Annotated in this window: 12 protein-coding genes; 9 read left to right on the top strand and 3 right to left on the bottom strand. The window is 57.0% G+C overall.

The window, feature by feature from the left end:
* The first annotated feature begins 37 nt into the window (after positions 1-37).
* The gene (locus HSS18214_RS0103605; protein WP_016913940.1) at positions 38-355 is read left to right on the top strand and encodes an integration host factor subunit alpha; all 318 of its coding nucleotides are present in this window, start codon (positions 38-40) and stop codon (positions 353-355) included.
* 70 nt (positions 356-425) lie between these two features.
* Here the strand turns inward: HSS18214_RS0103605 and HSS18214_RS0103600 are convergent, their stop codons facing one another.
* Positions 426-632 (bottom strand): DUF2788 domain-containing protein, encoded by a 207-nt coding sequence (locus HSS18214_RS0103600; protein ID WP_016913939.1) that lies wholly within the window; start codon positions 630-632, stop codon positions 426-428.
* 141 nt (positions 633-773) lie between these two features.
* On the opposite strand from HSS18214_RS0103600, the gene HSS18214_RS0103595 reads away from it, so the two are divergent.
* The 8 genes from HSS18214_RS0103595 to HSS18214_RS0103560 all read left to right on the top strand — a co-directional run bounded on the left by HSS18214_RS0103595 (position 774) and on the right by HSS18214_RS0103560 (position 10,159).
* Positions 774-1,235 carry a flavodoxin gene (locus tag HSS18214_RS0103595; protein WP_016913938.1) on the top strand — a complete coding sequence of 154 codons (462 nt, stop codon included), beginning with the start codon at positions 774-776 and terminating at the stop codon, positions 1,233-1,235.
* 2 nt (positions 1,236-1,237) lie between these two features.
* A complete protein-coding gene (locus HSS18214_RS0103590; RefSeq protein WP_016913937.1) occupies positions 1,238-1,606 on the top strand; it encodes a hypothetical protein in 369 nt (122 codons plus the stop codon).
* Between the two features lie 176 nt (positions 1,607-1,782).
* The gene (gene tig / locus HSS18214_RS0103585) at positions 1,783-3,135 is read left to right on the top strand and encodes a trigger factor (protein WP_016913936.1); all 1,353 of its coding nucleotides are present in this window, start codon (positions 1,783-1,785) and stop codon (positions 3,133-3,135) included.
* Positions 3,136-3,202: 67 nt separating this feature from the next.
* The gene (gene clpP / locus HSS18214_RS0103580) at positions 3,203-3,820 is read left to right on the top strand and encodes an ATP-dependent Clp endopeptidase proteolytic subunit ClpP (RefSeq protein WP_016913935.1); all 618 of its coding nucleotides are present in this window, start codon (positions 3,203-3,205) and stop codon (positions 3,818-3,820) included.
* A 73-nt stretch (positions 3,821-3,893) separates the two neighbouring features.
* Entirely contained in the window at positions 3,894-5,174 is a 1,281-nt protein-coding gene (clpX, locus tag HSS18214_RS0103575; RefSeq protein ID WP_016913934.1) for an ATP-dependent Clp protease ATP-binding subunit ClpX, read from the top strand.
* Between the two features lie 164 nt (positions 5,175-5,338).
* Positions 5,339-7,765: an endopeptidase La gene (lon, locus tag HSS18214_RS0103570; protein ID WP_016913933.1), complete on the top strand. Its 2,427-nt coding sequence runs from the start codon at positions 5,339-5,341 to the stop codon at positions 7,763-7,765.
* Between the two features lie 192 nt (positions 7,766-7,957).
* On the top strand, positions 7,958-8,230 hold the full coding sequence (hbs, locus tag HSS18214_RS0103565) for a non-specific DNA-binding protein Hbs (RefSeq protein ID WP_009724302.1): 273 nt from the start codon (positions 7,958-7,960) through the stop codon (positions 8,228-8,230).
* 111 nt (positions 8,231-8,341) lie between these two features.
* Entirely contained in the window at positions 8,342-10,159 is a 1,818-nt protein-coding gene (locus HSS18214_RS0103560; RefSeq protein WP_016913932.1) for a SurA N-terminal domain-containing protein, read from the top strand.
* A gap of 50 nt (positions 10,160-10,209) precedes the next feature.
* On the opposite strand, the gene HSS18214_RS0103555 is transcribed toward HSS18214_RS0103560, so the two are convergent.
* Complete coding sequence (locus HSS18214_RS0103555; RefSeq protein ID WP_016913931.1) at positions 10,210-11,001, bottom strand: UDP-2,3-diacylglucosamine diphosphatase; 792 nt, start codon at positions 10,999-11,001, stop codon at positions 10,210-10,212.
* 14 nt (positions 11,002-11,015) lie between these two features.
* Positions 11,016-11,516 carry a peptidylprolyl isomerase gene (locus HSS18214_RS0103550; RefSeq protein ID WP_016913930.1) on the bottom strand — a complete coding sequence of 167 codons (501 nt, stop codon included), beginning with the start codon at positions 11,514-11,516 and terminating at the stop codon, positions 11,016-11,018.
* Positions 11,517-11,603: the final 87 nt, after the last annotated feature.

Raw genomic sequence — 11,603 nt, 5'->3', positions numbered from 1 at the left:
TGCGTTTGCTACACCGTTTGCTACATGGAGGAGCCTTATGGGTGCGTTGACCAAAGCAGAGCTAGCAGAGCATTTACATAGCGAGCTGGCGCTGTCAAAACGAGAAGCAAAAGCGATGGTCGAAGCTTTTTTCGAAGAGATTCGCGCTTGTTTACGTGAAAACGAGCAAGTGAAGCTGTCAGGATTTGGTAATTTCGACCTGCGCGACAAGCGTGAGCGGCCGGGCCGTAACCCCAAGACCGGCGAAGAAATTCCGATTTCGGCGCGTCGGGTGGTGACTTTCAGGCCTGGCCAAAAGCTCAAGCAGCAGGTCGAGCGCTATGCGAGCGAAGGTGGTTTTGGTAAGCAGGATTAGCCTTCGCGACCCATGTCAAAAAGGAGTGCCGGGAAGCACTCCTTTTTTTATGGCTGAACGATCATGGAGGCTACATGCCTCGCCCTTCGATCAGCCAGGTGATGACGACCTTGATGATGTAACCCATCATGCCTGCGCCGAGAACGACGAACAGCATGATCGTACCAAACTTACCTGCATTCGATTTTTTGGCCAAATCCCAAATGATGAAGCACATGAACACGATCAAGCCGCCGATCATGATAGGGGTGATCCACGTCTCAAAGGCTTGCTGCATAAGCGCTCCTGCAGATATGTAGATGAAAGAGTAAAAGAAAGAAGGGCGTGCGCAACGTGCGCGACTTTTGCCAGTCGTGTTAATATTTGACCAAATTCATCAGGTATTTGTCGACTGAACATTGTGAATCGGGAGTAAGCAATGCCCAAGATGACGATTGTGGTGGGCACCATGTACGGCGGTGCCCTTGATGTGGCCGAACAGGTAAAGCCACTGTTCGAGCAGGCGGGATATGCCGTGGCCGTGTCTGAACAGCCCTCGCTGTCCGACGTGAGTGGCAATGATGATCTGACGCTGTTTTGCCTGTCGACCACCGGTAGTGGCGACTTTCCTGGCAACATCGTACCGTTCGTGCGCAGCCTGAAAGATCAGTCACCCTCGCTTACCGGCTTGCGCTATGGACTCATCGCCCTGGGGGATAGCTCCTATGGGGATACATTTTGTGGGGCGGGCCGCGAGCTGGATGAGTTGCTGGCCTCGATGGGGGCGCAGCGCCTTGGGGAGCGCCTGGAAATCGATGCCATGGAGACCTTCATGGCCGATGATGCTGCAGTGCCGTGGGTAGAAGAGTGGATTGTGGCTCAGCAGTTGAAGGTGGCATAGCCATGCAGCCAGCGGTTCACTCTCCTGAACGAGTCAGTATTGCCTTGGGTCTATGCGTGGTCATGCTGTCTGCACTGCCGCGCTATCTGGCGGGCGGTCATGAGACTCGTCAAACGCTCATCGTCATGGCTTTGGTGCTGGTGGCCGGGGCAGCGGCGGTGCAGTGGAAGATGCTGCCTGTAGAGGCACGCCAGCGGCTGCCTGGGCTGCTCAAACGTCTGAGCGTCATGATGGTGTTGGGTGCCATCCTCATGGGAAGCTGGCACGCCCTGTTCACTGCGTGGATAAGCTGGCAAGAGTTCATTTCCCATGCGACCACCTGTGGCTTATTGCTGCACGCTGTCACGCTTTGGTGGCGCGCGCGGGATTGAGAGCCGTGAAAGGACCGGATAATCGTCGGTTTTTGGCGCTCGAACCCTTGAAATTGCAGGGCTAGCCCCCATCTTGCGAGCATGGCGCTTGCCACCTTGCGTCAGGGTTCTTAAAATCGCCCTCTTGAATCAATGTTACATAATCAACCCAACGCCCAGCCGCTAGAGGACAATTCATGCAAGTTTCCGTCGAGACGACCTCCCAGATCGAACGCCGCATCACTATTCAAGTGCCGGCAGCAGAAATCGATGGGGCCGTCAGCGCTCGCTTGAAAGAGACGGCGAAAAACGTTCGCTTGAACGGTTTCCGCCAAGGCCGGGTGCCGATGGCCGTTGTTAACCAGCGTTACGGCGACAGCGTGCGCAACGAAGTGGTTGGCGAAGTCATGCGCGAGCGTTACGTGCGCGCCATTACCGAAGAAGGACTCAACCCTGCCGGTTTCCCGCAGATCGAGCCGAAGGTAAACCAGGCAGGCAAGGATCTAGAGTTCGTTGCCATCATGGAAATCTACCCGCAGGTCGAGCTGACCTCCATCGAAGGCGCCGAGGTAGAGCGTCCGGTAGTTGCCGTCAATGACGCCGATGTCGACGAAATGATCGACACCCTGCGCAAGCAAAACGCTGCCTGGGAAGAAGTCGACGCCGCTGCTGCCTCTGGCGATCAGGTCACCATCGACTTCCAGGGTTTCCTGGGCGATGAGCCTTTCGAAGGCGGCAGTGCAGAAGGCCACGCGTTGGTCATCGGATCGAACAGCTTCATTCCTGGTTTCGAAGATCAGCTGATCGGTGCCAAGGCGGGTGACGAGAAGACGATTTCCGTGACTTTCCCTGCGGATTACCAGGCCGAGCATCTGGCTGGCCAGGAAGCGACTTTCAAGGTCACCGTCCATAAGGTCAGCAGCCAGAAGTTGCCGGAAGTGGATGCTGCGTTCATCGAGCGTTTTGGCGTTGAAGGCGGTGACGAGAGCCAGTTCCGCGCTGAAATCAAGAAGAACATGACCCGTGAAGCGGCACAGGCCGTGGATAACCGGGTCAAGCAGCAGGTGCTGGATGCGCTGAAGAAAGCCAACGACATCCCCGTGCCGAGCGCGCTGGTGCAGCAGGAAACCGACGCCATGAAGCGTCAGGCAGCACAGCAGTTTGGTCTGGGTGAAGATTTCGACGTCAGCCAGCTGCCCAACGAACTGTTTGCCGATCAGGCCAAGAGCCGCGTGCAGGTTGGTTTGTTGCTGGCGGAAGTCATCAAGGCCAACGAGCTGGATGCCGACGATGATGCCATCAAGGCGAAGGTGGAAGAGCTGGCCGAGCAGTATCAGGACCCCTCTGAAGTCGTCGAGTACTACATGGGTAACGAGCAGCTCAAGGCCCAGGTGAAATCGGCCATCCTCGAAGAGAAAGCGGTCGAGAAACTGCTGGAACAAACGAACGTCAAAGACGTGGAAATGTCTTATCAGCAGGCACTGGCAGCTGCCCAGCAGCAGGCTGAGCAAGATGAGACCGCTGAAGAAGGCGAGCAGGCGGGCGCCTGATCTCATCGAGTCGCGCACCTGTTTTACAGGTGCGCTTTTCCCTTAACGGACGCAAGGAATCACCCGAATGAGTGAGTTTGATATTCAAAACGCCGGCGGTTTAGTGCCCATGGTGGTGGAGCAAAGCGCCAAAGGGGAAAGAGCCTACGACATCTACTCGCGCCTGTTGAAAGAGCGCGTCATTTTTCTGGTGGGTCCTGTGGAAGACTACATGGCCAACCTGGTGGTCGCTCAGCTGCTGTTTCTGGAGTCTGAGAACCCCGACAAGGATATTCATCTTTACATCAATTCCCCGGGTGGCTCGGTGACGGCAGGCATGTCGATTTATGACACCATGCAGTTCATCAAGCCCGACGTATCCACGGTGTGTATTGGCCAGGCGGCCAGCATGGGAGCGTTACTGCTGACGGCGGGCGCCGCAGGCAAGCGTTACTGCCTACCTAATTCACGTGTCATGATTCACCAGCCGTTGGGCGGCTATCAGGGGCAGGCCTCGGATATCGAAATCCATACCCGTGAAATTCTCGGTATTCGTGAGAAGCTGAACCAGATTCTGGCCCATCATACGGGCCAGGATATCGAAACGGTGGCCCGTGATACCGACCGTGATAATTTCATGAGCGCCAATAAAGCAAAAGAGTATGGCTTGATTGACGCAGTGCTGGATAAGCGTCCTACATCCTGATAGCGTAGTAGGATTCTGCTTTTCTAAGAGCTTTTCAGGCGGCTCTGGCCGCCTTAGTGACAGAGGTACGCGAATGGCCGACGGCAAAGGCAAGGACGAAGGTGGCAAGCTGCTGTACTGCTCGTTTTGCGGTAAAAACCAGAACGAAGTACGCAAGCTGATTGCCGGCCCGTCCGTTTATATCTGCGATGAGTGTGTCGACTTATGTAATGACATCATTCGCGAGGAAGTTCTCGAAGCCGATGCCGAGAGCGATGAGGAGCGGTTACCCACGCCCCGCGAAATACGTCATACGTTGGACGACTACGTCATCGGACAAGACCGCGCCAAAATGGTGCTGTCCGTAGCGGTGTACAACCACTACAAGCGTCTCAAATCAGAGGTGCGTGAAGGCGATGTGGAGCTGGGTAAATCCAACATTCTCTTGATTGGTCCTACCGGTAGCGGCAAAACGCTGCTGGCTGAAACCATGGCTCGGCTACTGAATGTACCCTTCACCATTGCGGATGCCACCACGCTGACCGAAGCGGGTTATGTGGGTGAGGATGTCGAGAACATCATCCAGAAACTGCTTCAAAAGTGCGATTACGACGTAGAAAAGGCCGAGCGTGGCATCGTCTATATCGATGAAATCGACAAGATTTCTCGTAAGTCGGACAACCCTTCGATTACCCGTGACGTATCGGGTGAGGGTGTTCAGCAGGCGCTGCTCAAGCTCATCGAAGGGACCACGGCCTCCGTGCCTCCTCAGGGTGGGCGCAAGCACCCCCAACAGGAGTTCGTACAGGTCAATACGGCCAATATCCTGTTCATCGTCGGTGGCGCTTTTGCCGGTCTGGACAAGGTCATCCGTGATCGTGCTGAGAAAGGCGGTATCGGCTTCAATGCCAGCGTGAAAAGCAAAGAGTCCAGCCGTGGCGTTGGCGAGCTGTTGGCCGACGTCGAGCCCGAAGATCTGGTCAAGTTCGGCCTGATTCCCGAGTTCGTGGGTCGTCTGCCTGTCATTGCTACCCTGACCGAGCTGACCGAAGATGCCCTGGTACAGATCCTCACGGAGCCCAGGAATTCGCTGGTCAAGCAGTACGCTAAGCTGTTCGAGATGGAAGACGTGGAACTGGAGTTCAGGGATGAGGCACTGCGTGCCGTGGCTGCCAAGGCCATGGAGCGCAAGACCGGGGCGCGGGGCTTACGCTCGATCCTGGAGTCGGTGCTGCTGGATACCATGTATGAAATCCCTTCTCTGGAAGGCGTCAGCAAAGTGGTCATCGAAGCGTCTGTCATTGCCGGCGAGAGTGAGCCGCTGCTGGTCTATTCCCAGCAAGAGGCTGCCCGGGTTGACGGCACCGATGGCTAACCGCCCGAGGTTCCGCGCGGTCTGATGACCACCGCGTGCCAATCCAAGGGGTCGCCTAGGCGGCCCCTTGTTGTTCACACGTCTTGTATCATGAGCTGCTGGGCAAGGTATCTGGCTTGTTGAAAGCCGCTCGAGTACTCATCCGAAATTGAGGAACGTCTGCGATGCAGCAGAACGCCGATCAGACACAATGTCTACCCCTGTTGCCGTTGCGGGATGTGGTCGTGTACCCGCAGATGGTCATTCCGCTTTTCGTTGGTCGTGAGAAATCCATCCAGGCGCTTGAAGCGGCGATGGAAGCCGACAAACGCGTACTGTTGGTGGCTCAGCGTGAAGCCTCTCAAGATGAGCCGGACAATGCGGATCTGTATGCCATGGGAACCGTGGCAGACATCATGCAGCTTCTCAAACTGCCAGACGGTACGGTAAAAGTGTTGATCGAAGGCAGCTTTCGTGCCGATGTGGTCAGTATCGAGGAGAGTGACGCCGGTTATACCCAGGCGCATCTTTTGCCCCGGGACAGTGAGCCACTAACCAGTCGTGAACAAGAGGCGCTGGTGCGCGTGCTGCTCAATCAGTTCGAGCAGTACGTCAAGCTGTCCAAGAAAGTACCCAACGAGGTACTCAATTCATTATCAGGCATTGAAGATCCTAGCCGTTTGGTGGACACCATTTGTGCGCACTTGTCGCTGAAGATTGGCGACAAGCAGGATCTGCTCGAAATGGACCGCGTGCGTGATCGCATCGAGCACCTGATGGCGCTGATCGAGTCTGAAATCGACCTTCTGCAGGTCGAGAAGCGCATCCGCTCCCGGGTCAAGGAGCAAATGGAAAAGACCCAGCGCGAGTACTACCTGAACGAGCAGATGAAGGCCATCCAGAAAGAAATGGGTGAGCTGGATAACGTGCCCAACGAGGCCGATAAGTACGAGCGTGCCATCAAAGAGTCGGGCATGCCCAAGGAAGCCTCCGATAAGGCAACCCAAGAGCTGAACAAGCTCAAGATGATGTCGTCGAATTCTGCCGAAGCCACTGTGGTGCGCTCCTACCTGGATTGGCTGATTGCCGTTCCCTGGAAAAAGCGTACTCGCGTCAAGCATGATCTGGTGAAAGCCCAGGAAGTGCTGGATCAGGATCACCACGGTCTTGAAGAGGTCAAGGCGCGCATCCTCGAATACCTGGCGGTGCAAAAGCGGGTGCGCAAGATGCGTGGCCCGGTGCTGTGTCTGGTCGGCCCACCCGGGGTGGGCAAGACCTCGCTGGGTCAGTCCATCGCCAAGGCGACCAATCGCAAGTACGTGCGTCTGGCGCTGGGCGGCGTGAGAGACGAGTCTGAAATTCGCGGCCATCGCCGGACGTACATTGGCTCCTTGCCCGGAAAACTGATTCAGCGCATGAGCCGGGCAGGGGTCAAAAACCCGCTGTTCCTGCTGGACGAAGTAGACAAGCTGGGCATGGACCATCGCGGTGACCCGGCTTCCGCGCTGCTGGAGGTGCTGGACCCGGAGCAGAACAACAGCTTCAGTGATCACTATCTGGAGCTGGACTACGATCTTTCCGAGACGCTGTTCATCTGTACGGCCAACTCGATGAACATTCCTGGCCCGCTGCTGGATCGTATGGAGATCATTCGCCTGCCGGGCTACACGGAAGACGAGAAGCTGGCCATTGCCAAACGCTACCTGCTGCCCAAGCAGCTGGAGGCCAATGGCCTGAAGGACGAAGAGCTGGCGTTGGAAGATGATGCCTTGCTAGAGCTGGTGCGCTACTACACCCGCGAGGCGGGAGTGCGCGAGCTGGAGCGCCAAATCGCCAAGGTGTGCCGTAAAGTGCTGCGTGAAAGGTTGGAAGCAGAGCGTACCTCGGGCGCCAAAGCGGGCAGCCAGCTGCAGGCGAAGCAGGTGCTTCTGGCTGACGATATCGAGACTTACGCTGGCGTGCGCCGCTACAGCTACGGCCTGGCAGAGCAAGAGGATCAGGTAGGTCGCGTCACTGGACTTGCCTGGACCTCGGTCGGTGGTGAGCTGCTCAATATCGAGTCCGTGGTGACCCCTGGTAAAGGGCGTCTGCACAAGACCGGCTCGCTGGGCGATGTCATGAAAGAGTCGGTCAGCGCAGCACAGACCGTGGTCAAATCACGGGCCGTTGCCTATGGCATCGACCCACAGCGCTTTGAAAATGAAGACCTGCATATCCATGTGCCAGAAGGTGCGACGCCCAAGGATGGACCTAGCGCAGGTATTGCCATGGTGACGGCCATCGTGTCGGCCTATTCCTTGCGTCCGGTTCGTTGCGACGTAGCCATGACCGGCGAGGTCAATCTGCGGGGTGAAGTGTTACCCATCGGTGGTCTGAAGGAGAAATTGCTGGCAGCCCGCCGCGGTGGTATAAAGACCGTCCTGATCCCTGAGGAAAATCGTCGAGATCTCAAGGAGGTGCCGGACAATATCAAGGGAGCGCTTGATATTCGTCCCGTACGATGGATAGATGACGTGCTGGCCGTCGCGTTAGCCGAAGCGGTGGAAGACAAGGCTGCGTTGAAAGCAGCAGATAAGTCGTTTAGTACCAATGCTGTTGCAAGCACCCATTAAGCGTTAAAGCAGCTGCTGCTTTAATTAACTTAATAAGTTTGCCCAATGCCTTGAGCGATGGGCATTTCACGGTGCGGTTGCTTGACAGGTGTTTCAAGGCATTGCTATAAAACGCAGCTATGCTTTGAGGTTGTTGCACTCGGTGACCGTGCCGTTCAGAGCCATTTTTTTGAAACAGTCAAGGGGTGAAGTGTGAATAAGTCCGAGCTGATTGAAGCTATTGCCGCATCTGCTGATATTCCGAAAGCAGCGGCAACCCGCGCATTGGATGCCATGGTGGAGTCTGTCACCGATAGCCTCAAAAAAGGCGAAAGCGTTTCTTTAGTAGGTTTTGGTACTTTCGCTATCAAAGAGCGTGCCGCACGTACGGGTCGCAACCCTCAGACGGGTCAGCCGATCGAAATCAGCGCTGCCAAGGTGCCCAGCTTCAAAGCCGGTAAAGCGCTGAAAGACGCCGTCAACTAATTGGCTCGCGTTTGCTGTAAGCTAATGGGCGCATCGCATCCGCGATGCGCCCATGTTCTTTTCTGGCCCATTGGTTTGGGCGATAAATGGCTTTGATGATCTGAGGCTAGCATGCTGCAAAGTATTCGAGATGGCTCCAGAAGCTGGGGTGCCAAGATAATCATTGGTGTCATGGTCGCGGCCATGGCGCTTTTTGGTGTGGAGTCGCTGTTCAGTGTCTTTGGTAGCGACCCCAATGAAGTGGCGAGCGTCAACGGCGAGCCCATCGTGCGGCAGCAGGTAGAGCTCGAGGTGCAGCGTGCGCTGCGCTCTGGGCAAGTGCCTCCTGAGCAGGAGCGGGCACTACGCAACGATATGCTCGACCAGCTCATCACCCAGTCCTTGCTGCGTCAGTATGCTGAGGAGGGCGGCTTTTATGTCTCCGATGCTCAGCTTGACCAGATGATCGTGACGCTGCCTGAGTTCCACGATCAGGATGGACGCTTCTCTGCAGAGGTATTCCGTAACCGCCTGGCAGGCGCGGGTTACACCCCGCTATCGTTCCGTGAAGAGCTGCGGGTGGATATCAAGCGTCAGCAACTGCAGCAGGGTCTAGCCTTCAGTGACTTCAGTCTGGCCAATGAAGAGCAGCGCCTGGCAGACCTGCAGGGCCAGCAGCGTGATTTCCGTTACGTGATGCTGGATGCCGATGATGCTGCTTTTGAGGTAGAGGTTACCGAAGAGCAGATGCAGGACTACTATGACGCCAATCAGCAACGTTTCGAGCGTCCTGAGCAGGTGCGCGTCGAGTATGTGATCATCGACCGTCAGGCCATGGCCGAAGATGTCGACGTGGACGAGAGCGAACTCCGCGCTGCCTGGAGTGAGCAGAATCGCGATGCCGACCGTCGTGTCTCCCATATCATGGTGACCTTTGGCTCCGAGCGTAGCCGTGATGAGGCCCAGCAGCTGGCCAGTGAGGCGCTGGCTGACCTGAACAGTGGTGAGAGTTTTGCCGACACTGCCGTGCGCTTTTCGGACGATACCGCCAGTGCCGAGCAGGGCGGTGACCTTGGGGTGATCAGTCGCGGCTTCTTTGGCGATGCTTTCGACGACGCTGCGTTTGCCCTTGGGGTCGGTGAAACGTCCCAGGTCGTCGAAATGGACGGTGCCTTCCATATTCTGCAGGTCACCGAGCTGGACGCCCCCTCTTTCGAAGAGCAGCGTGACCGTTTGGCCCAGGAAGTGGCGCTGCGCGAGGTCAACGATGACTTCAATCGCCAGGTACAGCGTCTGATCGATGAAAGCTTTGCCGCAGAAGATCTGCAATCCGTTGCGGACGATCTCGGCCTGACGCTTAACGAAAGTGACTGGCTGGCCCGTGGGGAAGGAGAGGGTGCGCTTTCCGAGCCGGGCGTACTGGATGAAGCGTTCAGTGCTGACGTGCTGGGTGAAGGTTACAACAGCGAAGTCATCGAGCTGGACAACGATCGTCGACTGGTGCTTCGCGTGGCCGAGCATCGTGACGCGACGCTCTTGCCGCTGGACGACGTGCGTGATCAGGTAGAGCAGGCTGTGGCAGCTCAGCAGCGTCAGCAGGCGTTGCAGGAAGAGGCCAACGAGATGATCGCGGCACTGCGCGATGGTCAAGCGTTGGAGCTCGACTGGATGAATGCATCCAACATCACTCGTCAGTCGGACAGCACCTTGCCGCAAACACTGGTCCGTGAAGTGTTCCGCATGCCACACCCTGAAGAGGGCGACAGCGTTTACCGTGCTGTGGCCTTGCCTCAGGGCGTTGCCGTCGTTGCTCTGGACAGTGTCAGCGAAGGGCAGGCCGACGAACAGATGAATGCTTTCGTCGCGCAAATGGCCGAACAGCTGCGGGCTCAGGCGATCATTCAAGGATTGATCGATGACCTGCGCAGTGATGCCAGGATAGAGCGCTAAAACGAAAAAGCCGATCCATGTGATCGGCTTTTTCATGACGGGGCCTGTGCTTAGTGCGATTCGCCGTCGAACCCGGGCGGGTTGGTTAGCGAGAACTGGCGCAGTACGGGCTCCGGGTGGCGCTCGCTCGAGTGCTCCACGACAATGTCCCAGCCATGTTGCTCGTCCCAATCCCCCAGTACGAAACGCTTGGCTGGCACGTCTTCCACGGTGAGATCGTGGACCCTGGGGCGATGGGTGTGACCATGGATCATGGTGTTCACCCCATGGCGCTGCATCGTGGCCACGACTTCCTCGTGGGTCACATCCATGATGGCCTCGGCCTTATTGGCGTTGGCATCCCCAGACTGCATGCGCAGGCTCTTGGCCAACTCTAGCCGCTGCTCCAGCGGCATGGCCAGGATCTGCGCCTGCCACTCAGGGTGGCGAGACTGGGCGCGAAACGCCATATAAGCTTCATCCTTGGAGCACAGGCTGTCACCGTGCAGAATGACGGCGGCTACGCCCTGCAATTCCACTTGTTCACTGTCGGGCAGCAGGGTGGCCTGGCAGGCGTTGATGAAGCGTTCGCCGATCAGGAAGTCCCGGTTACCGTGGATGAAAAAAATGGACGTGCCCGCATCGCTCAGTGCCCGCAGGCGCTCGATCACCTCATGGGCCACTCCGCTGAGGGGGTGAGGCGTATCCAGCAAGTCGTCTCCGATCCAGGCGTCGAACAGGTCGCCCAGAATGTACAGATCCTCGGCCCCTTTGGCGGTATGCTCCAGGTAGCGATAAAACCCCTGATTGAGCTCAGGGGTGTCGTTACTCAAATGCATGTCAGCGATCAGCAGCGTACGCATAAGACTCCCGACGGTTATTCCGCATCCTTCAGGTAAGCGCGCTCGATGACCACGTCCTCGGCGGGGACGTCTGCGTGCATGCCACGGCGCGTGGTGCTCACGGCCTTGATGGCGTTGACCACGTCCATGCCATCCACTACCTCACCAAATACCGCGTAACCCCAGCCTTGCAGGCTTTTGCCGCTGTGGTTCAGGAAGCTGTTGTTACCGACATTGATGAAAAACTGGGCGGTGGCCGAGTGGGGGTCCTGGGTGCGGGCCATGGCCAGCGTGCCGATGGTGTTCTGCAGGCCGTTGTCGGCTTCGTTTTCGATGGGGTCGCGTGTCGGCTTCTGGTTGAACTCCTGGTCGAAGCCACCCCCTTGAATCATGAAACCATCGATGACCCGGTGGAACAGCGTGCCGTCGTAAAAGCCATCGCGCACGTACTGCTCGAAATTGGCTGCGGTGGCAGGCGCTTTTTCGTGATTGAGCGCAATAGTGATGTCACCGTGGTTCGTCTGTAATACGATCATGGATAAATTCCTGTTCAATAAAGGCGTTCGCCTTGGCGCTGTGCATCGGCGTCACGTTATAATAGCGGTTTTGCTCGGCACCGCGAA

It is taken from the genome of Vreelandella stevensii S18214 (assembly GCF_000275725.1).
In the GTDB taxonomy this organism is placed as follows: domain Bacteria; phylum Pseudomonadota; class Gammaproteobacteria; order Pseudomonadales; family Halomonadaceae; genus Vreelandella; species Vreelandella stevensii.
The sequence above is the reverse complement of the archived record's forward strand: the minus strand, read 5'-3'. Positions and strand labels throughout refer to the sequence as shown.

What these genes read in the sequence shown, in the direction of transcription:
- lon (WP_016913933.1), top strand. Translation starts at nt 5,339, where the DNA reads ATGCAGCAGAACGCCGATCAGACACAATGTCTACCCCTGTTGCCGTTG.
- clpP (WP_016913935.1), top strand. Translation starts at nt 3,203, where the DNA reads ATGAGTGAGTTTGATATTCAAAACGCCGGCGGTTTAGTGCCCATGGTG.
- clpX (WP_016913934.1), top strand. Translation starts at nt 3,894, where the DNA reads ATGGCCGACGGCAAAGGCAAGGACGAAGGTGGCAAGCTGCTGTACTGC.
- HSS18214_RS0103560 (WP_016913932.1), top strand. Translation starts at nt 8,342, where the DNA reads ATGCTGCAAAGTATTCGAGATGGCTCCAGAAGCTGGGGTGCCAAGATA.
- HSS18214_RS0103595 (WP_016913938.1), top strand. Translation starts at nt 774, where the DNA reads ATGCCCAAGATGACGATTGTGGTGGGCACCATGTACGGCGGTGCCCTT.
- HSS18214_RS0103555 (WP_016913931.1), bottom strand. Translation starts at nt 11,001, where the DNA reads ATGCGTACGCTGCTGATCGCTGACATGCATTTGAGTAACGACACCCCT.
- HSS18214_RS0103605 (WP_016913940.1), top strand. Translation starts at nt 38, where the DNA reads ATGGGTGCGTTGACCAAAGCAGAGCTAGCAGAGCATTTACATAGCGAG.
- HSS18214_RS0103600 (WP_016913939.1), bottom strand. Translation starts at nt 632, where the DNA reads ATGCAGCAAGCCTTTGAGACGTGGATCACCCCTATCATGATCGGCGGC.
- HSS18214_RS0103550 (WP_016913930.1), bottom strand. Translation starts at nt 11,516, where the DNA reads ATGATCGTATTACAGACGAACCACGGTGACATCACTATTGCGCTCAAT.
- HSS18214_RS0103590 (WP_016913937.1), top strand. Translation starts at nt 1,238, where the DNA reads ATGCAGCCAGCGGTTCACTCTCCTGAACGAGTCAGTATTGCCTTGGGT.
- tig (WP_016913936.1), top strand. Translation starts at nt 1,783, where the DNA reads ATGCAAGTTTCCGTCGAGACGACCTCCCAGATCGAACGCCGCATCACT.